This window comes from Mesorhizobium onobrychidis, from assembly GCF_024707545.1.
GTDB classification, from domain to species: domain Bacteria; phylum Pseudomonadota; class Alphaproteobacteria; order Rhizobiales; family Rhizobiaceae; genus Mesorhizobium; species Mesorhizobium onobrychidis.
In genome coordinates, this window is sequence record NZ_CP062229.1 from 617,751 (window position 1) to 640,415 (window position 22,665).

The 22,665-nt window shown below is 64.5% G+C and carries 18 protein-coding genes; 9 read left to right on the plus strand and 9 right to left on the minus strand.

The genetic code is table 11. The annotated features are described in order from the left end of the window. Positions 1-32: 32 nt before the first annotated feature. Both IHQ72_RS02985 and IHQ72_RS02990 read right to left on the minus strand, forming a co-directional pair. On the minus strand, positions 33-1,784 hold the full coding sequence (locus IHQ72_RS02985; protein ID WP_258121083.1) for a hydantoinase B/oxoprolinase family protein: 1,752 nt from the start codon (positions 1,782-1,784) through the stop codon (positions 33-35). A gap of 1 nt (position 1,785) precedes the next feature. After that, on the minus strand, positions 1,786-3,870 hold the full coding sequence (locus IHQ72_RS02990) for a hydantoinase/oxoprolinase family protein (RefSeq protein ID WP_258121085.1): 2,085 nt from the start codon (positions 3,868-3,870) through the stop codon (positions 1,786-1,788). Positions 3,871-4,090: 220 nt separating this feature from the next. Here IHQ72_RS02990 and IHQ72_RS02995 point away from each other — a divergent pair, with 220 nt between their 5' ends. From IHQ72_RS02995 to IHQ72_RS03015, 5 genes are all read left to right on the plus strand, one after another. Continuing rightward, positions 4,091-4,918: a ferredoxin--NADP reductase gene (locus tag IHQ72_RS02995; protein ID WP_258121087.1), complete on the plus strand. Its 828-nt coding sequence runs from the start codon at positions 4,091-4,093 to the stop codon at positions 4,916-4,918. Between the two features lie 160 nt (positions 4,919-5,078). Further along, the gene (gene deoC / locus IHQ72_RS03000) at positions 5,079-6,128 is read left to right on the plus strand and encodes a deoxyribose-phosphate aldolase (protein ID WP_258121088.1); all 1,050 of its coding nucleotides are present in this window, start codon (positions 5,079-5,081) and stop codon (positions 6,126-6,128) included. Positions 6,129-6,144: 16 nt separating this feature from the next. Beyond that, positions 6,145-8,517: an aldehyde dehydrogenase family protein gene (locus IHQ72_RS03005; RefSeq protein ID WP_258121089.1), complete on the plus strand. Its 2,373-nt coding sequence runs from the start codon at positions 6,145-6,147 to the stop codon at positions 8,515-8,517. Between the two features lie 193 nt (positions 8,518-8,710). Beyond that, positions 8,711-9,442: an SDR family oxidoreductase gene (locus IHQ72_RS03010; RefSeq protein ID WP_258121091.1), complete on the plus strand. Its 732-nt coding sequence runs from the start codon at positions 8,711-8,713 to the stop codon at positions 9,440-9,442. Positions 9,443-9,605: 163 nt separating this feature from the next. After that, a complete protein-coding gene (locus tag IHQ72_RS03015) occupies positions 9,606-10,451 on the plus strand; it encodes a fumarylacetoacetate hydrolase family protein (RefSeq protein ID WP_258121093.1) in 846 nt (281 codons plus the stop codon). 200 nt (positions 10,452-10,651) lie between these two features. On the opposite strand, the gene IHQ72_RS03020 is transcribed toward IHQ72_RS03015, so the two are convergent. From IHQ72_RS03020 to IHQ72_RS03045, 6 genes are all read right to left on the minus strand, one after another. Further along, positions 10,652-11,650: an ABC transporter ATP-binding protein gene (locus tag IHQ72_RS03020; RefSeq protein ID WP_309508756.1), complete on the minus strand. Its 999-nt coding sequence runs from the start codon at positions 11,648-11,650 to the stop codon at positions 10,652-10,654. A 31-nt stretch (positions 11,651-11,681) separates the two neighbouring features. Then, positions 11,682-12,743: a Gfo/Idh/MocA family protein gene (locus IHQ72_RS03025; RefSeq protein WP_258121094.1), complete on the minus strand. Its 1,062-nt coding sequence runs from the start codon at positions 12,741-12,743 to the stop codon at positions 11,682-11,684. Continuing rightward, positions 12,740-13,579 carry a carbohydrate ABC transporter permease gene (locus IHQ72_RS03030; protein ID WP_254017701.1) on the minus strand — a complete coding sequence of 280 codons (840 nt, stop codon included), beginning with the start codon at positions 13,577-13,579 and terminating at the stop codon, positions 12,740-12,742. The genes IHQ72_RS03025 and IHQ72_RS03030 overlap by 4 nt, the downstream gene beginning before the upstream one ends. 10 nt (positions 13,580-13,589) lie before the next feature. Then, positions 13,590-14,513, minus strand: a complete 924-nt coding sequence (locus IHQ72_RS03035) for a carbohydrate ABC transporter permease (RefSeq protein ID WP_258121097.1) — start codon at positions 14,511-14,513, stop codon at positions 13,590-13,592. A gap of 229 nt (positions 14,514-14,742) precedes the next feature. Next, on the minus strand, positions 14,743-16,002 hold the full coding sequence (locus IHQ72_RS03040; protein ID WP_258121098.1) for an ABC transporter substrate-binding protein: 1,260 nt from the start codon (positions 16,000-16,002) through the stop codon (positions 14,743-14,745). A gap of 2 nt (positions 16,003-16,004) precedes the next feature. Beyond that, complete coding sequence (locus IHQ72_RS03045) at positions 16,005-16,961, minus strand: N-acetylmuramic acid 6-phosphate etherase (protein ID WP_258121099.1); 957 nt, start codon at positions 16,959-16,961, stop codon at positions 16,005-16,007. A 199-nt stretch (positions 16,962-17,160) separates the two neighbouring features. Here IHQ72_RS03045 and IHQ72_RS03050 point away from each other — a divergent pair, with 199 nt between their 5' ends. Genes IHQ72_RS03050 through nagA form a run of 4 tightly spaced genes read left to right on the plus strand, consistent with a single transcriptional unit; the run spans position 17,161 to position 21,024 of the window. Next, positions 17,161-18,042: a glucosamine kinase nucleotide-binding domain-containing protein gene (locus IHQ72_RS03050; RefSeq protein WP_258121100.1), complete on the plus strand. Its 882-nt coding sequence runs from the start codon at positions 17,161-17,163 to the stop codon at positions 18,040-18,042. Further along, positions 18,039-18,821: a GntR family transcriptional regulator gene (locus IHQ72_RS03055; protein ID WP_258121101.1), complete on the plus strand. Its 783-nt coding sequence runs from the start codon at positions 18,039-18,041 to the stop codon at positions 18,819-18,821. The genes IHQ72_RS03050 and IHQ72_RS03055 overlap by 4 nt, the downstream gene beginning before the upstream one ends. After that, the gene (locus IHQ72_RS03060; protein WP_258121102.1) at positions 18,818-19,849 is read left to right on the plus strand and encodes an SIS domain-containing protein; all 1,032 of its coding nucleotides are present in this window, start codon (positions 18,818-18,820) and stop codon (positions 19,847-19,849) included. Before IHQ72_RS03055 ends, IHQ72_RS03060 begins: the two co-directional genes overlap by 4 nt. Further along, on the plus strand, positions 19,846-21,024 hold the full coding sequence (gene nagA / locus IHQ72_RS03065; RefSeq protein ID WP_258121103.1) for an N-acetylglucosamine-6-phosphate deacetylase: 1,179 nt from the start codon (positions 19,846-19,848) through the stop codon (positions 21,022-21,024). Before IHQ72_RS03060 ends, nagA begins: the two co-directional genes overlap by 4 nt. Before the next feature lie 42 nt (positions 21,025-21,066). Here nagA and IHQ72_RS03070 read toward each other — a convergent pair whose 3' ends face one another. Then, entirely contained in the window at positions 21,067-22,446 is a 1,380-nt protein-coding gene (locus IHQ72_RS03070; protein ID WP_258121104.1) for a malonyl-CoA decarboxylase, read from the minus strand. Positions 22,447-22,665 lie beyond the last annotated feature (219 nt).

The window sequence follows — 22,665 nt, forward strand, 5'->3', positions numbered from 1 at the left end:
GGCGCGGCCGGGCCGATTGGAAGCTTCGTCGGTCAGCGGTATCCGGCTGCTCGTGCCCGCTCGGTGGCGGCTCGGTCGATTGCCGACCCGTCCGCCGACAGGGCGACGCCAAATTTCTCGCTGGCCTGTTCGGGCCTATAGTATCCCAAGGCCACATCCCTCTGCACCAGTTCCGGATCGCGCGCCAGGGGATCGCCATAGCCGCCGCCGCCCGGTGTGCCGACGCGCACGCGGTCGCCGGCCTTCAGGGCGATGTCCTGCTCCTTGGAGAGGTGCGGCGGCACATGTTCCTTGCCGTCGCGGAACACGGTCACCGTGTTGACCGCGCCGTCCTTGCCGCCGAGTGCGCCCTGCGGGCCGAAGCGGCCGTGGTCCATGACGAAGGAGGCGCGGGCGTCGCCGCGCAGGATCTCGACCTCATAGGCGAGCCCAAAACCGCCGCGATGCTTGCCGGCGCCGCCCGAGCCTTCGCGCAGGGCATAGTGTCGGTAGAGCACCGGAAACGCCTGCTCCATGATCTCGACCGGCGGCGATTTGGAAATGCCGATGGTCGAGCAGCCATTGGTCAAGCCGTCATGATCGGCATTGCCGCCATAGCCGCCGCCGGAGATCTGATACATGACATAGTCGCGGCCGCGTGCCGGGTCGTTGCCGCCAAGCGCGAAATTGCCGCTGGAGCCGGCGGGAGCCGCCGTCACCTTGTCAGGCAGTGCCTGCACCATCGCCGCAAACACCGCCTCGGCGATGCGCTGCGAGACCTCGGCCGCACAGCCCGATACCGGGCGCGGATATTTGGCATCGAGGAAAGTGCCTTCCGGCCGCTTGACGATCAGCGGCTCGAAGGCGCCGGCGCTGATCGGCACGTCGGGGAAAATATGGCGCATGGCGAGATAGACCGAGGACAACGTCGTCGCCAGAACGCTGTTCATCGGCCCGGCGCAAGGTTTTGACGAGCCTGAGAAATCGAAGCTGAGCGTATCGCCCTGTTTCTCGACGGCCAGCGCGATGGTCAGCGGCTCGTTCACCACCCCGTCGGAATCGACGAAGGCCTGCGAGCGGTAAATGCCATCGGGAATGGCTGATATGTTGGCGCGCATCTGCTCGGCGGCGCGGCGGCGCAATTCAGCGATCGCCTCGACAACTGTTTCGTCCCCGTAACGATCCAGGATTCCAAAGAGCCGGTCCTGGCCGATCAGCAGTGCGGCCGCCTGCGCGCGGATGTCGCCGATGCGCTGGTCGGCAACCCTGATGTTCGAGCAGATGATGGCGTAGATCTCGCGGTCGAGCACGCCCTTCTTGAACAGTTTGACCGGCGGCAGCCGCAAGCCTTCCTGCTCGACCGCCGTTGCCGAAGCAGAAAAACCGCCCGGCACCGAGCCGCCGATATCGGGCCAGTGGCCGGTGTTCGACAGCCAGCAGAAGATCCTGCCGTCCCTGTAGACCGGCATGGCGAAGCGCACGTCCATCAGATGGGTGCCGCCGAGATAGGGGTCGTTGACGATGTAGATATCGCCTGGCTCGGGCGGCAGGCAGCGGCCGTCGGCGATCATTTCGATCACCGTTTTGGTCGAATACTGCATCACGCCGACGAATACCGGCAGGCCCTGGCTGCCCTGTGCGATCAGCGAACCATCGACCGCCGAATAGATGCCGTCGGAGCGGTCATTGGCCTCGGCGATGACCGGCGAAAAGGCGGCGCGCGAGAAAGTCAGGTCCATCTCGTCGCAGACCTGCTGCAGCGCCGCCTGGATGACCGAAAGCGTGATGGCGTCGAGCTTTGCCATCTCAGGCCTCACCGATGTCGATGATGATGTTGCCGTCGCCGTCCGAGCGCGCCCGGTCGCCGGGCTCGAGCACGGTGGTGGCGTCCATCTGTTCGAGGATCGCCGGCCCCTCGACGACCGCGTCGAGCGGCAGCTTTTCCCTAATATAGACCGGCGTGTCGTGCCAGCGCCCGCCATACCAGACCGGCCGGATTTCGCGGCGGGCCTCATCAAGCGTTTTGGCGCGCCCTGCCGGGTCGATCAGCCTTGAAAGATCGATCGCCGGCCGCATGCCTGTCACCGAGGTGTTGAGGTTGACCAGATTGGCGCGGATTTCCGGGAGCTCGACCTTGAAGCGGGCGAAATAGGCCTTTTCGAACAGTTGCTGCAGCACCTCCCGCGTCACTGCGGACGAGGGTAGTGGCACGTTGATGATGTGGGTCTGGCCGACGAACTGCATGTCGGCGGAATGCGTGACGCGGATCGTCTCCGGCTTTACCGCTTCCTTGGCGATCAGCTCTTCGCCTTCGTTTCGGTGCCGTTCCAATATCGCGTGAAGCTGGGTTTCATCGAACCCGGCTACCGGCTGGTTTACGGTGTTAACGAAATCGTGCCTGAGATCAGCGACGACGCAACCGAGCGCATTGGTGATGCCCGGCCGCGCCGGCACCAGCACTTTTGGCAGGCCGAGCTCGCGCGCCAGCGCTGTCGCATGCAGCGGCCCGGCGCCGCCGAAGGCGAACAGTGCGAAATCGCGCGGGTCGTGGCCGCGCGACACCGAGACCATACGGATGGCGCCGGCCATCTTGATGTTGCCGAGCCGCAGCACGGCGCCCGCCGCCTCGACGCCGGACAGGCCGGTGGCACGCCCGATCCTGTCCTCGAATATGCCGGTGACGTGTTCGACAGTGACCGGATTTTCGACCGCAAGCAGCTTTTTCGGCGCCAGCCGGCCGAGCACCAGATTGGCATCGGTGATGGTCGGCTCGCTGCCGCCGCGCCCGTAGCAGATCGGGCCGGGATTGGCGCCGGCGCTTTCCGGGCCGATCTGGATCAGGCCCGCCGCATCGACGCGGGCGATCGAGCCGCCGCCGGCGCCGACCGTATGCACCGCCACCATCGGCACATGGATCGGCATCGCATATTCGATCTCGATCTCGTTCGATACCGCCGGTTCGGCATTGCGGATCAGCGCCACGTCGGTCGAGGTGCCGCCCATGTCGTAGGTGACCAGGTTTTCGAAGCCGGCGCGCTTGCCGGTATAGGCCGCGGCGATGACGCCGGAGGCCGGGCCGGACATCACGGTCTTGGCCGATTCACGTGTGACAAAGCGGGCCGAGATCATGCCGCCATTGCCGTTCATGATCAGGAAGTCGCGGGCATAGCCTTTTGACCCCAATTCCTTGCGCAGCCGTTCGACATAGCGCTCGAGGATCGGCTGCACCGAGGCGTTGACCGAAGCGGTGACGCCGCGCTCGAATTCGCGCGCTTCCGACAGCAGCTCATGGCCTGTCGTGATGTAGCTATTCGGCCAAAGCTCGGCGGCGATCTCGGCGGCGCGCCGCTCGTGCGCCGGATTGGCGTAGGAATGCAGGAAATGGATGACGAGGGATTCGCAGCCGGCCTCGATCAATTCTGAAACCGCCGCGCGCATCTCGGCTTCGTCGAGACGGATGCGCACCGCGCCCGAGGCTTCGACGCGCTCCGACACTTCAAGCCGCAGATTGCGCGGAATGATCGGGACGAAGCTGCCTGTCATGCCATAGGCCTGCGGCCGCGTTCGCCGGCCCAGCTCGATGACGTCGCGAAAGCCGCGCGTGGTGATCATGCCGGTCTTGGCCAGCCGGCGTTCGAGCACCGCGTTGGTGGTGGTGGTCGTGCCGTGCACGATGAGGTCGATGCCGCGGATGGGAAAGCCGGTGGCACCGAGCGCCGAAACGACGCCGAAGGCCTGGTTGTCGATGGTGGTCGGGGTCTTGGCGATATGCACCCGGCCGCCGTCACGGCCATCGATCAGAAGCAGGTCGGTAAAGGTTCCGCCGACGTCGATGCCGGCGACGACGCTGCCCGAGGAATCCAGCGTCTGCGCCGAAAAATTCTCTTCCATTGTCGAAACCCGAAATGTCAGGACTACAGATATGTCTCAGTTTGGAAAGGTGTTTCACGCTGGCGTCTTGACGCAAATATCATTTGTATACTAATAAATTCCGGACACAAGAGCTTACCGCTTCGCAGTGTGCAAACGGCACGCCGGAACCTGATCGGTTCGGGCGCGCAGGAGAAGGTTTGGCGTCAGCGCCCTCGGGTTGGCCAGAAGGTTAGGTTTGATGAACACCACATCCGCGCTCAACACCGCCGGCGCCCTGCCGCTGCAGTTCCCAATTCCGGCCAATGTCTATGCCGAAACCGTCGTCTCGGTGAAGCACTATACCGACCGGCTGTTTTCGTTCCGCATCACCCGGCCGCAATCGCTGCGCTTCCGCTCCGGCGAATTCGTCATGATCGGCCTGCCCAACGCCGAAAAGCCGGTGTTCCGCGCCTATTCGATCGCCAGCCCTGCCTGGGACGACGAACTGGAATTCTTCTCGATCAAAGTGCCGGACGGCCCGCTGACCTCGCAGCTGCAGAAGATCGAGATCGGCGACACCGTCATCATGCGGCAGAAGTCGACCGGCACGCTGGTGGTCGACGCGCTGACCCCGGCCAAGCGCCTGTTCATGATCTCGACCGGCACCGGCATCGCGCCCTTCGCCAGCCTGCTGCGCGATCCCGATACCTATGAGAAGTTCGAGCAGGTCGTCCTGACCCACACCTGCCGCGACAATGCCGAACTCACCTACGGCCAGGAGCTGGTTGCAGAGCTGGAGAACGACCCGCTGATCGGCGAGCTGACCGGTGGCCGCGTGTCGCTCTACAATTCGACGACGCGCGAAAGCTCCGAGCGCATGGGCCGCATCACCGCGCTGATCGGCTCGGGAAAGTTCTATGCCGATCTCGGCATCGACAAGCTCGATCCTGAAACCGACCGCATCATGATCTGCGGCTCGATGCACATGCTTAGGGATGTCAAGGAACTGGCCGAAAGCCTCGGCTTCCAGGAAGGCTCGCTGCATCATCCGGCAAGCTTCGTCGTCGAGCGCGCCTTCGTCGGCTGAGATGGCGGGGCGCTGCGGCGCCCGCCTCAAGCGGGTTTGACCATACGGTCAAAAATCTGCTGCTTTCGCGGCCTTTTTCAACTATGACCGCTTGAAGGACTCGTGAAGCGCTGCTTCGCGGGCTATTCTCGGTGGACGTCGCTGAACAAAGGGGCAGGAGATGAGCAGCACAATCCGCGAGGCCGATCTTGGCGCATCCAAGATCACGCCGCTGCCGGCGCGCACCGCCGCCAACGCGCCGGCGCCGCAAGCGCACGGCATTGCCCGCAATCCGGGCATGAAGCTCGATCTCGGCTTCATGGAATCGATGCGCAGCGTCAACCGTTCGGCGCTGGAACGGCGTGTCGCCAGCCTGACCAAGCGGCGCTCGATCAAGGCCGACAACCAGGCGGCCTGGCTGCTGCGCGCCGTCGCCTGCATGGACCTGACCACGCTGAACTCGAACGACACCGACGAGCGCGTGCGCCGGCTCTGCGCCAAGGCGGTCAATCCGTTCCGCCGTGACATCGTCGAAGGCCTCGGCATTACAGGTGAAAAGATCCGCCCGGCGGCGGTCTGCGTCTATCATCCCTTCGTCGCCACCGCCGTCGATGCGCTGCGCGGCACCGGCATCCATGTCGCCGCCGTTTCCACCGCGTTCCCGCACGGCCTCACCCCGCTTTCGACGCGTCTGCAGGAGATCGAAGCTTCGGTGAAGGACGGCGCCGACGAGATCGACGTCGTCATTCCGCGTGGGCTGGTCTTCGGGGCAAAATGGCAGGAACTCTATAACGAGATCGTCTCGATGCGCGCCGCCTGCGGCGAGGCGCATCTCAAGGTCATCCTCGGCACCGGCGACCTCGCCACGCTGCGCAATGTCATGCTGGCGTCTATGGTGGCGATGATGGCGGGCGCCGACTTCATCAAGACCTCGACCGGCAAGGAAAGCGTCAACGCGACATTGCCGGTCGGCCTTGCCATGGTGCGCGCCATCCGCGCCTATTTCGAGGAAACCGGCTACCTCATCGGCTTCAAGCCTGCCGGCGGCATTTCGACCGCCAAGGCCTCGCTCGACTGGCTGGTGCTGATGAAGGAAGAGCTTGGCCGGCGATGGCTGGAGCCAGACCTGTTCCGCTTCGGTGCGTCCAGCCTGCTGACCGACATCGAGCGCCAGCTCGAACACCATCTTACCGGCCATTATTCGGCCAATCATCGCCAAGCGATGGCGTGATTTTCGGGAGCGCCTTGTGAATATTCTCGAACGCTATCACGCAATGGACTACGGCCCGGCGCCGGAAGCCCGCAACGAGGCCGACGCGTGGCTCGCCGCGCGCGATTTTTCCAAAGCGCTGTTCGTCGGCGGCGACTGGAAAGCGGCCAGCGGCGGCAAGACTTTCGACACCAGCGATCCCGCCTCCGGCAAATTGCTGGCCAAGGTCTCGGATGCCGGAGCTGCCGATATCGATGCGGCGGTTTCGGCCGCCGCCAAAGCGTTGCCGAAATGGAGCGCCAGCTCCGGCTACAGCCGTGCCAAAGTGCTCTATGCCATCGGCCGCGCCATGCAGCGCCACCAGCGGCTGTTTGCGGTGCTGGAATCGATCGACAACGGCAAGCCGATCCGCGAAAGCCGCGACATCGACGTGCCGCTGGCCATCCGCCATTTCATCCACCATGCCGGCTGGGCGCAGGCGCTGGACAGGGATTTCCCTGATCAGAAGGGCGTCGGCGTCGTCGGCCAGATCATCCCGTGGAACTTCCCGCTGCTGATGCTGGCCTGGAAGATCGCGCCGGCACTCGCCGCCGGCTGCACCGTGGTGCTGAAACCGGCCGAGTTCACGCCGCTCACCGCCATCCTGTTCGCCGAGATTTGTGAGCGCGCCGGCGTGCCGAAGGGCGTCGTCAACATCGTCCAGGGCGGGCCGGAGGCGGGCGCGGCCATCGTCAATCACCAGGGCGTCCAGAAGATCGCCTTCACCGGCTCTTCCGAGGTCGGCAAGATCATCCGCAAGGCGACTGCCGGGTCTGGCAAGAAACTGTCGCTGGAGCTCGGCGGCAAGTCGGCCTTCGTCGTCTTCGAGGACGCCGACCTCGACAGCGCCGTCGAGGGGCTGGTCGACGGCATCTGGTTCAACCAGGGCCAGGTCTGCTGCGCCGGCTCGCGCCTTTTGGTGCAGGAAGGCATCGCCGAAGCCTTCATCGCCAAGGTCAAGACACGGATGAGCCGGTTGCGCGTCGGCAGCCCGCTCGACAAGAACACCGATATCGGCCCGCTGGTCGACTTGACCCAGCTCGATCGCGTCAAGGGGCTGGTCGCCGAAGGCGCCAAGCAGGGCGCCGTCTGCTGGCAGCCTGACGTGGCGCTGCCGTCTTCCGGCTATTATCACCTGCCGACACTGGCGACGGGCGTTTCGCCGGCCAACATCCTGGCGCAGGAGGAGGTGTTCGGCCCGGTGCTGGCGACCATGACCTTCCGTAACACCGAGGAAGCGGTCGAGCTCGCCAACAACACGCGCTACGGCCTGGCCGCCTCGGTGTGGAGCGAGAACGTCAACCTTGCGCTGCACGTCGCGCCGCAATTGAAGGCCGGCGTCGTCTGGGTCAACGGCACCAACATGTTCGACGCCGCCTGCGGCTTCGGCGGCTACCGCGAAAGCGGTTTTGGCCGCGAAGGCGGGCGCGAGGGCATGTTCGAATATCTGTCGGCGAAACTGCCGCTCGGCCCGGTCGTCAAGCCGGCAGCGGCTTCCACACAACCCGTCGAGCAGGCCGAAAGCGACGCCATCGACCGCACGGCAAAGCTGTTCATCGGCGGCAAGCAGGTGCGGCCGGACGGCAATTATTCGCTTGCCGTCGCCACCGCCAAGGGCAAGCTTGCCGGCGAGGTCGGTCTCGGCAGCCGCAAGGATATCCGTGATGCCGTCGCGGCTGCACGCGCCTGCAAGGGCTGGCCGGAGGCGACCGCCTACAACCGCAGCCAGGTGCTTTACTATCTGGCCGAAAATCTTTCGGGCCGTGCCGACGAATTTGCCGCGCGTCTCACCCAGCTTACCGGCGCCACCGCCAAGGCCGCACGCGACGAGGTCGACCAATCGATCGAGCGGCTGTTTCTCTATGCCGGCCTGGCCGACAAGTTCGAGGGCCGCGTCCACCAGCCGCCGGCCCGCGCCGTCACTTTGGCGCTGCATGAGCCGGTCGGCGTCGTCGGCATCGTGGCAGCCGACAATGCGCCCCTGCTCGGCCTGATCTCGCTGGTGGCGCCGGCGCTCGCCATGGGCAACACAGTGGTCGCGGTGCCTTCGGAAAAATATCCGCTGGTTGCCACCGATCTCTATCAGGTCATCGAATATTCCGACGTTCCGGCCGGCGCCATCAACATCGTCACCGGCCGCAGCGCCGATCTCGCCGGCGTGCTGGCCAAGCATGACGATGTCGACGGGCTCTGGGTGTTCGCCGATGCCGAGACCTGCGCCAAGGCCGAAGCCGAGTCTGTCGGCAATCTCAAGCGCGTCTGGACCGGCAACGGCCGCAGCCTCGACTGGGCGTCGGCCGATGCCGCCGGCGATGCATTCCTGCGCCGTGCCGTCGAGGTCAAGAACGTCTGGGTGCCCTACGGCGATTGAACGGTCGCCTTGCGCGCTGCGTCGGACGAGAAGCGTTCGGGCTTGACGGGCCAAAAGATGTTCTTTACCGAGAAAAAACATTTGGCCTGCAGGCGAATATCGGAATAGGCGGCATGGTAGCGTCCGTCTGGCACATTGCGCCTTGGCCTTGAGCCGGTAAACCGGGCGATCGCAGACAGGCGAGGAGAAAAGCATGGCGGATCTGGCAGGCAAGATCGTTGTCGTCACGGCGGCGGCACAGGGCATCGGCCGGGCGAGCGCGCTGGCTTTCGCCAAGGCAGGCGCTATTGTCCACGCCACCGACATCAACGAGGTGCTGCTCGCCGACTTAGGCAAGACGGCAGATATCAAGACCCGCAAGCTCGACGTGCTGAACGACGAGGCCGTGACCTCGGCCTTTGCCGAGATCGGCGCCGTCGATGTGCTGTTCAACTGCGCCGGCTTCGTCCATTCGGGCTCGATCCTCGAGATGAAGGACGCCGATCTCGACTTTGCCTATGATCTCAACGTTCGCTCGATGATCCGCACCATACGCGCAGTGCTGCCCGGCATGCTGGAGCGCGGCGACGGTTCGATCATCAACATGGCGTCGCTGGCCGGCTCGACCAAGGGCGTGCCAAACCGCTTCGTCTATGGGCTGACCAAGGCTGCCGTCATCGGCCTGACCAAATCGGTCGCCGCCGATTATGTCGGCAAGGGCATACGCTGCAACGCCATCTGCCCGGGCACGGTCGAAAGCCCGTCGCTGCAGGACCGCATGAATGCGCAGGGCGACTACGAGGCGGCCCGCGCCGCCTTCATCGCCCGCCAGCCGATGGGCCGCCTCGGCACGCCCGAGGAAATCGCCGATCTCGCCGTCTATCTGGCCGGTGCCACCTATACGTCGGGGCAGGCTTATAATATCGACGGTGGCTGGTCGATCTAGGAGTCTGAAAATCCTATTCTGCCGGGCGCCTGACGCGGCGTCTGCGCTTGCCTAGGCTCACGTACTTTAAGTACGCTCCGCTCCGGTTCTCGAAACCCACGCCATTCGCCGCAGCGGAGCGAGTTTGCAAACGGCCTCTGGTCGCAACTGGGAGAAAAATTGCATGAAACTGCTGCGCTATGGCGAGGCGGGGAGCGAACGCCCCGGCCTGCTCGATGCGGATGGGACGATCCGAGACCTCTCCGCCCATGTCACCGACATTGCCGGCAAGGCGCTCGACCCGGCATCGCTCGAGACATTGTCGAAGCTCGATCCGAAATCGCTGCCGGCGGTTTCCGGCAAGCCGCGCATCGGCGCCTGCGTCGCCGGCACCGGCAAATTCATCTGCATCGGCCTCAACTATTCCGACCATGCCGCCGAGACCGGCGCCACCGTGCCGCCGGAGCCGATCATCTTCATGAAGGCAAGCTCGGCCATCGTCGGGCCGGACGACGACGTGCTGATCCCGCGCGGCTCGGTCAAGACCGACTGGGAAGTCGAGCTTGGCGTGGTCATCGGCAAAACCGCGAAATACGTCACCGAGGCCGAGGCGCTGGACTATGTCGCCGGCTACTGCGTCGCGCACGACGTTTCCGAGCGCGCCTTCCAGGCCGAGCGCCAGGGCCAGTGGACCAAGGGCAAGTCCTGCGACACGTTCGGGCCGATCGGCCCGTGGCTGGTGACCAAGGACGAGGTCAAGGACCCGCAGAACATCCCGATGTGGCTGAAGGTCAATGGCAAGACGATGCAGAACGGCTCGACCAAGACCATGGTCTATGGCGTCGCCTACCTCGTTTCCTATCTCAGCCAGTTCATGTCGCTGCATCCGGGCGACATCATCTCGACCGGCACCCCGCCCGGCGTCGGCCTCGGCATGAAGCCGCCGGTGTTCCTGAAGGCCGGCGACGTCGTCGAGCTCGGCATCGAAGGGCTGGGCATCCAGAAGCAGACGTTCAAGGCGGATTTGTAGGCGCTCTTCCTTCTCCCCTTGTGGGAGAAGGTGGCCGAGCCCACGGGTCTTGCCTCCGGCAAGCGCGAGGACAGGCTCCGCTCGGTCGGATGAGGGGTGTTCCAGCTTGGCACCGACAGCATTCCGTCCAGCACCCCTCTTCCGGCTCGGCGCTGCGCGCCGATCCACCTTCTCCCACAGGGGGAGAAGGAAGAGAGGCGCTACTTCAGCACCTTGCCATCTGCCCCAAACCGGTAGGTCTTGGCCGGATCCGGCGTCGCATAGAGCGTAGCACCAGGCTCGGCGTTGTAGACGCCAAAAATGCGCACGGTGATCAGCCCGGCCTTTTCGCAGTCGAGATAGAGGTTGGTGTCGGCGCCGAGATGCTCGGCATGGACGACCGTGCCTTTCCAGGCGCCGGATTTCGCATCGACGGTCAGGTGCTCGGGACGGACGCCGATGGTCTTGGCCGTCTCGCCAAGCCTGGCGCCATCGACGAAGTTCATCTTCGGCGAGCCGATAAAGCCGGCGACGAATTCATTCGCCGGCGAATTATAAAGCTCCATCGGCCCGCCGATCTGCTCGATCTTCCCCGCGTTAAGCACGACGATCTTGTCGGCCAGCGTCATCGCCTCGACCTGGTCGTGAGTGACATAGATCATCGTCGCCTTCAGTCGGCGGTGCAATTGCGCGATTTCCAGCCTGGTGTTGACGCGCAGTGCTGCATCGAGGTTGGACAGCGGCTCGTCGAACAGAAAAAGCTTCGGCTCGCGCACCACGGCGCGGCCGATGGCGACGCGCTGGCGCTGGCCGCCGGACAATTCGGCCGGGCGCCTGGCGAGATAGGGCTCCAGCGACAGCATCGACGAGGCGATGCCGATGCGACGATCGATCTCGGCCAACGGCGTGCCCGCCTGCTTGAGGCCGAGGCCCATATTGTTCTTCACCGTCAGATGCGGGTAGAGCGCGTAGGTCTGGAACACCATGGCGATGCCGCGTTTGGCCGGCGGGGTTGCGGAGACGTCCGCGCCGTCGATCACCACCCGCCCCGAGGTCGAATCCTCCAGTCCGGCGATGACCCTGAGCAAGGTCGACTTGCCACAGCCGGAGGGACCGACGAAGACGACGAACTCGCCATCGGTCACTTCGAGGTTGATGCCCTTCAGCACCTCGACCGGCCCAAAGGCCTTCTTCACATTCTCGATATTCAGCGAGCCCACGGCTTCGTCCCTGTTCTAGAGTTTGACTGGTCTAGAGTCTGATTGGGGCGCCGCTGCGAACGCTCTCGTCGGCGGCAAGGCAGACGGCGAGCGACTTCACTGCGTCGTCCATGTGGCGGGTCAAGTCGAGATCCTCGCGGATCGCCTTGAGCAGAAAGGCCTGTTCGAGGTCGCAGAGATCCTGATGGCCGGGTTCGCCTTCCATCGACAGCATCTCATCCGCTTTGGCGAACTTGCCGTCCGCGCCGGTCGCCGCGCTGTGCAGGCGGAGGGTCGAGGTCTTGGTGTGGGTGTCGATATCGTCGGATTTGACGCCCTCCTTCATGACGATCGACACGCAGCCATTGGGCGAGATCACGTCCTTCACGAAGAAGGCGGTTTCCGAGATCATCGGCCCCCAGCCGGCCTCGTACCAGCCGACCGAACCATCGTCGAACAGCACCTGCAGATGACCGTAATTGTACATCGTGGGCGCAATCTCGTCGGTCAGCCTCAGCCCCATGCCGCGCACCTCGACCGGCCTGGCGTCGGTGATCTGCAGCATCACGTCGAGATAATGCACGCCGCAATCGACGATCGGCGATGTCGTCTGCATCAACTGCTTGTGCGTCTCCCAGCTATGGCCGGAGGATTGCTGGTTGAGGTTCATGCGGAACACGTAAGGACCACCCAGCTTGCGCGCCTCGGCGATCAGCCTGATCCAGGACGGGTGATGGCGCAGGATGTAGCCGATCACCAGTTTTTTGCCGTTGGCCTTTGCTGCCGCGACGACGCGTTTCGCATCCGCCACCGTCGTCGCCAGCGGCTTTTCGACAAAGACATGGCAGCCGGCTTCGAACGCCTCCACCGCATAGTCGGCGTGGCTGTCGGAATAGGTGGCGATGCAGGCGACATCAGGTCTTTCGTCGCGCAACGCCTCGTCGAAGGAGCGCCTGATGCCATAACCGGAAAGCCCGGCCGGCAGCGGCACGTCCGAACGGTTGACCAGTGCGGCGATCTCGAAGCCGGGATTGGTGTGATAGGCCAGAGCATGGCTGCGGCCCATATTGCCGAGCCCGGCGACGACGACGCGACGAGGTTTTTCCTCACTCACTTGACCGCTCCCGAGGTAATGCCGCGGATCAGCTGCCGCGAGAAGATGACGTAAAGGATCAGCACCGGCATGATCGCCAGCGAAAGTGCGGCCAGGATGGCGTTCCAGTTGGTGACGAACTGGCCGAGGAACAGCTGGGCGCCGAGCGTCACCGTCTTGGTCTCCTCCGACGGCGCCAGGATCAGCGGGAACCACAGATCGTTCCAGATCGGGATCATGGTGAAGACGGCGACCGTCGCCATCGATGGCCTGACCAGCGGCAGGACCAGCCGGAAGAAGATGGTGTATTCGGAGAGACCGTCGATGCGCCCGGCATTCTTCAGATCGTCAGACACCTGCTTCATGAATTCCGACAGGATGAAGACGGCGAGCGGCAGGCCTTGCGCCGTGTAGACCAGGATCAGCGCCGTCAGCGTATTGACCAGTCCGCTCGCCACCATCAGTTGCAGGATGGCGACGGTACCGAGGCGGATCGGGATCATGATGCCGAGCGCCAGATAAAGCCCCATCAGCGAATTGCCGCGAAAGCGGTATTCCGACAGCGCGAAGGCGGCCATCGCGCCGAACAGCAGTACGAAGAACAGCGAGGCGACGGTGACGACAAGGCTGTTCTGGAAATAGTGGATGAAGTCGCCCTGGCCGATGACGGTGGTGTAGCCGATCAGGTCGAAGGTTTTCGGCGTCGGCGGCGTCAGCGGAGCGCCGAAGATGCCCGCGCGGGATTTAAACGAATTCATGATGACGATGATCACCGGAAACAGCGCGATCACCGTGTAGGTCAACAGCACCGCATGGGCGCCGATGGTGCGGGGCAGGGAACGGGTTGCCGTGCTCATGTCTGGCCCCCTAGAACTGATAGCGACGCAGGCGCGTCTGGACGAGGAACAGATAGACGCAGACGCCGCCAAGAATGATCAGGAACATCATCGTGGCGATCGCCGCGCCCATATTGGGATCGCCGATTTGCAGCTGGAAACCGAAGAAGGCGCGGTAGAGGAAGGTGCCGAGAATGTCGGTCGAATAATTCGGCCCGGCCAGCGCGCCTTGCGCGGTGTAGATCAGGTCGAAGGCGTTGAAATTGCCGACGAAGGTCAGGATCGAGATGATGCCGATCGACGGCAGGATCAGCGGCAGCTTGATCTTCCAGAACTGCGACATGCCGGTGATGCCGTCGCATTCGGCCGCTTCGATCACCTCGTCGGGGATCGACAGTAGCGCCGCATAGATCAGCATCATAGGGATGCCGACGAACTGCCACACCGAGATCAGGCTGAGCGTGGTCAGCGCATATTGCTCCTTGCCGAGCCACGGCGTGAACAGGCTTTTGAGGCCGACAAGATCCATCAGGTTCGGCGCGACGCCCCATAGCGGCGACAGGATCAGCTTCCAGGCGAAGCCGACGATGACGAAGGACAGGATCGTCGGCACGAAAATCGCCGTACGGTAGAAAGCGGAGAACCTCAGCCGCGGGCTGGACAGCAGTGCGGCCAGCAGGACGCCGATCGGGTTCTGCACGACCATGTGGATGATGAAGAACCAGACATTGTTTCGCAGTGCGTTCCAGAAACCCACGGACCAGTTAGGATCGCCGAACAGCGTGCGGAAGTTTGCCAGTCCCACGAAGACCTGGGACTGGTCTATGTTTCGGAACAGCGAGAGCTGCAGCGTGCCGGCCAGCGGCAGGATCATGATTGCCGTATAGACCAGCACCGCCGGCGCCAGGAAGACGACGATATGCCAGCGGAACGGTCGTTTCGATGTTACGGCCATGCGTTCGGTCCCCGCCGATCAGGTTTTTGCCGCCAAAGGCGCGGCGCCTCCCTCCCCCTCGAGGGGAGGGTGCCTCGCGAAGCGAGGCGGGTGGGGTCGGCCAAGGCAGTGCGCCATCGCGACTTCGACCGTGCCTTCCAGCAACGATCAAGTCGCAGCCTGCCTCAACCGACCCCCTCTGTCGCCTGCGGCGCTATCTCCCCCTCGAGGGGGGAGATAGCGCTCGTTCTTACTTCGCCGGCTTATACCAGCTGTCGAGGCCGTCCTGCAGCTTCTTGGCGGCAGCTTCCGGCGTATCGGTGCCGTTGATGACGTTGGCCGATTCAACCCAGGTCTCGTTTTCGAGGTTCGGCGTGCCGCGCCCCAAGATCTGGTAGGTCGAGCGGATCGTCGACTTGCACTTGTCGCGCCAGGAGACGAATTCCTGGGCCAGCGGGTCTTCCATCTTCACCGGCGTGTTGTTCAGGCTGAAGAAGCCCGGCAGCGCGTTGGCGTAGATAGTGGCGAAGTCCGGCGAGGCGACCCAGGACAGGAAGATCTTGGCTGCATCGGCATTCTTCGACGCCGCATTCAGACCCATGCCGATATCGGTGTGGTCGGAGATGTAGCAAGTGTCGCCGGCCTTCTGCACCGGCGGCGGGAAGGCGCCCATCTTGAACTGGGCTTGGGTGTAGAACAGCGCGATCTCCCACGAGCCGGCAGGGTAGATGGCGGCGCGGCCAAGCGTGAACAGGTTCTGGCTGTCCGGATAGGTCTGTGCCTCAAAGCCGTCGCCGAGATAGGGCTTCCATTTGGCGAGTTCGGCAAAGGGCGCGACCCACTGCGGGTCGGTCAGTTTTTGCTCGCCCTTGATCAGCGCGGTACGGCCTTCCTCGCCCTTCCAGTAGTTCGGGCCGATGTTCTGGTAGCCCATGGTCGCGGCTTCCCAGAGGTCCTTGGTCCCCATCGCCATCGGGATGTAGGTGCCGTCGGCCTTGATCTTGTCGAGCGCGGCGTAGAACTCCTCATTGGTGGTCGGCACCTTGATGCCGAGCTGGTCGAAGGCGTCCTTGTTGTAGATGAAGCCGTGGATGACCGAAGCCATCGGCACGCAGAAGGTCGCCTTGCCGTCGTCGGTCTGCCAGGCGGCCTTGGCGACGTCGGAAAAATTCTCCATGCCCGGCAGCGCCGACAGATCGGCGAGGTTGCCCTTCTTGAAAAGTTCCAGCGACTTGTCGAACGGGCGGCAGGTGATCAGGTCGCCCGCCGAGCCGGCGGCGAGCTTGGCGCCGAGTGCGGCGTCATATTCGGTCGGCGCCGACGGCGCGAACACCACCTTGATGCCGGGGTTCTTGGCTTCAAAAGCCGGGATCAGCTTGTCCTTCCAGATCGCAAGGTCGTCGCCGCGCCAGCTTTCGATGTTGAGCGTTACGTCCTGGGCATAGGCCATTCCGGCTGAGCCGAGAATGCTGGTGCCGAGAAGAAGTGCCGTCAGTAGTTTCGTTGTCATGCTCAGTCTCCCTGTTGACCTTTTTCAGGTTCGGTTTTGAGAACAGAGGCTTTCTGCCTCATGCTCCCCTCAATCGCGGAAAGGGCCGGCCGCAGCTTCTGGCCGGTCCCTTCCAGTATCTTCTCGGCCGCATCGGCGCTGGCGGCGCCGGCGGCGAGCAGAATCGCGGTCTTGACGACGCCGCCGCTCTTCTCGAGCAGCTTTGCCGCATCCTCCTTGTCGCGTCCGCTGATCGCGGCGACGATGCGGGCGGCGCGCTCGCGCAGCTTGATGTTGTCGGCCATGAGGTTGACCATATAGCCGTCATAGACATGGCCGAGATGGATGGCGGCCAGCGTCGACAGCATGTTGAGCGCGATCTTCTGGGCTGTGCCGGCGCCCATGCGCGTCGAGCCGGCGATCAGCTCCGGCGGTGTTTCGAGCAATATGGCGATGTCGGCCAGCCGAAGCAGCGGCGCATCCTTGTTGTTGGCGATGGCGATGGTCGCCGCACCCCGGCGCCTGGCGTCCTCGATCGCCGTGACGGCATAGGGTGTCGAGCCGCTGGCCGAGACCGCGATCAGGCAGTCGCCCTCGCCGATGCCGGCAGCGGCAACCGCCGCAGAGGCTTCGGCGGTGTCGTCCTCCGGCCCGCCGGCAAGCGTTCTGAAGGCTTCATCGCCGCCGGCGATCAGGATGGCGATACGGTCGCGCTGAATGCCAAAGGTGCCCGGCAGTTCCAGCGCATCGGCCAATGCCATCAGGCCCGAACTGCCGGCCGCCGCGTAAGCGAGCCTGCCGCCGCTGTTCAGCCGGCTTGCGATGATCTCAGCTGCTTTGGCGATTGCGGGAATGGCGCCGCGCACCGCCTTGGCGGCCTCGATCTGCGCATTGGCCAAAGAGGAAAGGATGGCGTCCGGAGCCTGGATGTCCAGCCCCTCGGCATTCTGGTGAAGCGCTTCGGTGCGCGTTTCGGCCATCCGCTTTCCCTCCAATCCAGAAACAATACCAAAAAAATACCACTTGTCCACACGCATTAGCGACTTCCCTGCCTCGGAATTGGCTTTCCGGCAAAATGCGCAGGTTTTTCAATCGAATACGCCTTAATCTTTTTGAAATGGAAATTAATCCTTGGCTATTGGTATTTTATTGGTATTATCCGCCCGGAGGAGAAATCGTGTGAATTTCGTGCTTGGCATCGATGGCGGCGGCACCAGCTGCAGGGCGGCCGTTGCAACAGCGGACGGGACCGTCGTCGGCCGCGCCAAGAGCGGCGCGGCGAACATCCGAACCGATCTCACCGGCGCCAGGGCCAACATCGTCGACGCGGCGCGACACGCCTTTGTCGCCGCCGGACAAGACCCCGAACTGATCCCGCAGACCCCGGCCATCCTCGGCCTCGCCGGCGCCAATGTCGGCACCTACAGGCAGCAGCTCCAAGCCATCCTGCCGTTCAGCGTCAGCCGTGTCGAGACCGACGCCGAGATCGCGCTGGAAGGCGCGGTTGGCTCCGGTGACGGCGCCATGGCCATCCTCGGCACCGGCACCGCCTATATGGCGCGCAAACAAGGCAAGTCGCGCGCCATCGGCGGCTGGGGTTTTCAGGTCGGCGACCAGGGCAGCGGCGCCCGCATCGGCCGCGACCTGCTCGAACAGACGCTGCTCGCCTATGACGGCATCCGCCAGGGATCGCCGCTGACGCAGGCCATGCTCGCCATCTTCCGCGACAATCCCGAGGATTTGGTCGAGTTCACCACCAACGCCAAGCCCGGCGACTTCGGCGGCTTCGCGCCCAAGGTCTTCGAGCATGCCGAAAAGGGCGACGCCGTCGCCAGCTGGATCCTCGACAAGGCAATCGCCGACGTCGAGGCCGCACTTGGCGCGCTCGATCTCGGCGGCGACGATCCGCTGTGCCTGCTTGGCGGACTGGCGCCGCTCTATGCACCACGCCTGTCGGGGCGCTACCGGGCGCTGCTGAAGCCGCCGCTCGACGATGCGCTGGGCGGCGCGGTGCAGATGGCGGTCCGTGTTTTCTCGAATGCGGCGGAGGCAACGCGATGAGCGAAGCCGCCGACCAGATCTTCGCCACGCTGAAACAGTCGGCGCAAAGCGGCGCACCGCTCTATCTGCAGCTCAGGAAGAGCATCGAGGACGCGGTCAATCGCGGCCTGATCGGGCCGGGCGATGCGCTGCCGTCCGAGCGCGACATCGCCAGCAAGGCCGACATTTCGCGCGTCACCGTACGCAAGGCGGTGCAGGATCTGGTCAAGGGCGGCATCCTCGTCCAGCGCCACGGCTCCGGCACCTTCGTCGCGCCGCGGATGGAACGCGTCGAGCAGTCGCTGTCGCGGCTGACGTCTTTCACCGAGGATATGGCGCGGCGCGGCATGGCTGTGCGTTCGGCCTGGCTCGACCGCGGCCTCTATGCGCCCTCGCCGGACGAGATGATGGTGCTCGGCCTGTCGTCGAACGAATTGGTGGCGCGGGTAGCGCGCCTGCGCATCGCCAACGACACGCCGCTGGCGATCGAGCGCGCCGCCCTCTCGGCCAGCGTGCTGCCGGACCCGGCAGAAATTGGTTCCTCGCTCTACGCGGCGCTGGAAACGACCGGCCATCGGCCGGTGCGGGCGGTGCAGCGCATTTCCGCCGCCAATCTCGGCGACGACGACGCAAGCCTGCTCGAAGTGCCGCCTGGCATTGCCGCCCTGCACATCGAGCGTATTTCCTATCTGGCGAGCGGCAAGGTGATCGAATTCACCCGCTCGATCTACAGGGGCGACGCCTATGATTTCGTCGCCGAACTCCGGCTGAGCGGGCCGGGCGAAGAGGGCCGGCCATGAGCGCGACAATTACCCATATGCGGCGCGAGATCGAGGAGATCCCGGAGGCGACCGCGCGCCTGCTCGACGGCTCGGCAGCGGTGCTGACCGAGGCCGGGCGCGGCATCCGCGAGCGCGATCCGCAGTTCGTCGTCACCGTGGCGCGCGGCTCCTCCGACCATGCCGCCACCTTCATGAAATATGCCGTCGAGCTGACCGCCGGCCTCGCCGTCGCATCGATCGGTCCGTCGATCGCTTCGATCTACGGCGCCAAGCTCAAGCTGGCCGGCTCGGCCTGCCTGGCGATCTCGCAATCGGGCAAGAGCCCGGACATCGTCGCCATGGCGCAAGCCGCGAGAGCCGGCGGTGCCCTGACCGTCGCCATCACCAACACCGCCGATTCGCCGCTGGCGCGCGCCTCCGATTATGCGATCGACATCCTCGCCGGCCCGGAACGCAGCGTTGCGGCGACCAAGACCTTCGTCAATTCGGCCGTCGCCGGCCTCGCCTTGATGGCGCATAGCACCGGCGACGATAAGCTTCTGGCAGCACTTGCCCGCTTGCCGGAGCATTTTCGCAAGGCGATCGCCTGCGACTGGATGGCGCTGGCCGGCGCGTTGGAGACGCCGAAATCGCTGTTCATCCTCGGTCGCGGTCCGTCCGCTGCGATCGCCAATGAAGCGGCGCTGAAGTTCAAGGAAACCTGCGCCATGCATGCCGAGGCCTATAGTGCTGCCGAAGTGATGCATGGCCCGCTGGCGCTGGTCGGGCCCGATTTTCCGGTGCTGGCGCTCGCCGCCCGCGATGCTTCCGAGCCGTCGGTCGCCGAGGCCGCCGACAGCCTGGCGGGCAAGGGTGCGGCCGTCTTCGTGACTTCGGACAAGGCGAAAAGCGCTCAGTACCTGCCGCATGTCGCCACCGGCCATCCGTTGACCGACCCGCTGGCGCTGATCGTGTCCTTCTATGGCTTCGTCGAGGCCTTTGCCCGTCATCGCGGTCTCGATCCGGACACGCCGCCCAATCTTCGCAAGGTGACGGAAACCATATGAGCGACCGTTTTGCCCTGACTGGCGCCCGGATTTTTGACGGCGACGACTGGCACGACGAAGCTGCCCTTGTCGTGCGAGACGGTCTCGTCGAGGCCATCGTTGCCACCGGAGCCGTTCCGTCCGGCGTCGAGCGTATCGAAACCGGCGGCGGCATGCTTGCACCGGGCTTCGTCGACCTGCAGGTCAATGGCGGCGGCGGCATGATGCTCAACGACCATCCCGATGTCGCTTCGATCGAAACCATCTGTCGGGCGCACGCGCCGTTCGGTACGACGGCGCTGTTGCCGACGCTGATCACCGACACGCCTGAGATCACCGCGGCGGCGGTTGCCGCCGGAGCGGAGGCCGCAAGGCAAAAGGTGCCTGGCTTTTTGGGCCTGCATCTCGAAGGCCCGCATCTGTCGATCGCCCGCAAGGGCGCGCATGACCCAGCGCTGATCCGACCGATGCTGGATTCCGACCAGGCGATGCTGATTGCGACGCGAAAAACCCTGCCGGTGCTGCTGACCACGATCGCGCCGGAATCCGTCGACACCGTGCGCGTTTCGGCGCTCGTCGAGGCCGGCATCGTCGTCAGCCTCGGCCATTCCGACACCGGCTATCCCAAGGCGCGCGCGTTCGCCGATGCCGGCGCAACAATGGTCACCCATCTGTTCAACGCCATGAGCCAGATCGGCAACCGCGAGCCGGGGTTGGCGGGTGCTGCCATCGATACAGGCACATTGTTTGCCGGCATCATCGCCGACGGCATCCATGTCGATCCAGCCACCATGGCCATCGCTTTGCGCGCCAAGCAGAGCCCGGCAAAAATTTTCCTGGTCACCGACGCCATGGCGACGATCGGCACCGACATGACCTCGTTCACGCTGAACGGCCGCACCGTCTACCGCAAGGAGGGCAGCCTGCGGCTTGCCGACGGGACGCTGGCGGGCGCCGACCTCGACATGATCTCCGCCGTGCGCTTCGTCCACCGTGTCGTTGGACTGTACCTGTCGGAGGCGCTGCGCATGGCTTCGCTTTATCCGGCGCAGGCGATCGGCCAATCACACCGGCTCGGGCGGTTCGCCAACGGCACCGCCGCCGACATTGTTGCGCTGTCGGACGAATTGGACGTCAAGGGCGTCTGGATAGAAGGCGACAGGGTTTTCGAGGCCGGTGTCGCAAAGGGCGCCTAAGGTATCAGCCGTTCGGCCCGCAGCCTGAAGCGGGTGGGTTGCTCATATGTCCCTCTTGTCCTCAATCCCCTGAGCTTGCGCCGGAAGCCGCGGCGCGGCCCGGTCTCGCCGGTTCGGCAGCAGGCGGCGCACGGCAGGCGCGGCCGCTACATCGTTCCTGGCGGCGAACAGCTCGTGGTTCTTCTCAATATCGTCGAGCTTGTAGCGATAATTGACCATCAGGCCATGCGCCTGACCCAAGGCGCGGGGCGACAGGTCGCCGAAAAGGTCGATGCGCTCCAGCCGCGCGCCATTGCCGAGATGGAACCGGGCGACCGGATCGATCACCTTGCCGGAAGCGGTGCGGGCTTCGAGGAAATACTGTGCCGCAAGAGGAAGCAGGGCCTGGCCCGCGCGGTCGCGCGCGGCAGCGTCCGCATGCCAGCCCTCGTCGGCGACGAGGTCTAACACTTCGGCGGCGGAGGGGATGGTTTCAGCCTGCTCGGCCAGCCAACGGGCAAAGCCCGGCACCGGGGACAGCGTGACGAAATCGGTCAGGCCGGGAAGGTCGCGGCGCAGATCCTCGACCACCTGCTTGATCAGAAAATTGCCGAAGGAAATGCCGCGCAAGCCCTCCTGGCAGTTGGAGATGGAATAGAACACCGCTGTCGTGGCCTGCCGTGGCTGCACCAGCGGCCGCTCGTCGGCAAGCAGCTCGGCGATCGTCGTCGGCATCGCCCGGGTGAGCGCGACCTCGACGAAGATCAGCGGCTCGTCGCCGAGCTGCGGATGAAAGAACGCATAGCAGAGCCGGTCGTCGGGTTCGATCCGGCGGCGCAGATCGTCCCAGGTGTGGATGGCGTGCACCGCCTCGTAGCGGATGATTTTTTCCAGGATGTTGGCCGGGGTCGACCAGTCGATCCGCCGCAGCACCAGGAAGCCGCGGTTGAACCATGACGACAGGAGGTGCGTGAAGTCGGCATCGACGATGGCGAGATCGGGCGATGTGGGCAGCCGGGCAAGCAGATCCTCGCGCATGCGCACCAGCGTCTCGATGCCGCCGGGCGCCAGGTTCAGGCGGCGCAGGAGCTCCTGCCTGGCCGGCTCGGCGGCGTCGTGCAGGGCAAGTGCCGAGCGATCGTCGGGCTCGGCGCGATAGGCATCCACCGCGGCGGCAAGCCTGGCATGATCAGTGCCGAAACGATCGCGCAGCACATGCAGGAAAGCCAGCCTTCCGTCAGCGCCGAGGGTGCGCCAGCGCTCCAGGATTTCCCTTGCATAGGCGACGCCCGATGCCTCGCCCTGACTGGAAAGCAGACGGGCGCACAGACGCCCCAGGCTGTCGGCTGAAACCGGCTCGTCACCGCGAACGAGGTTCAGCATCATCCGGCCGCGATCGGCGATGGTGTTCAGCAGGTCAGCGAAGAAAGGGCTGCGGTTCATCGATCCGACCGTCGAAGAGGAGCCTGCGGGAAGGTCCGGAGAGGCATGAGGGTGAGACAGAGAATATGGATGTAGTTTTTGATATACCAAAAAAATTGCCAAAAATGGACAAGGACATTTTTGGCTGGGGGACCGCATGTCACGAGCACGAGCGCACCGGCGTCGGCCAACGAATTCCTGACCGGCTGGGGAGAACAGCGCGTGCTGGTGAAGGCGCCG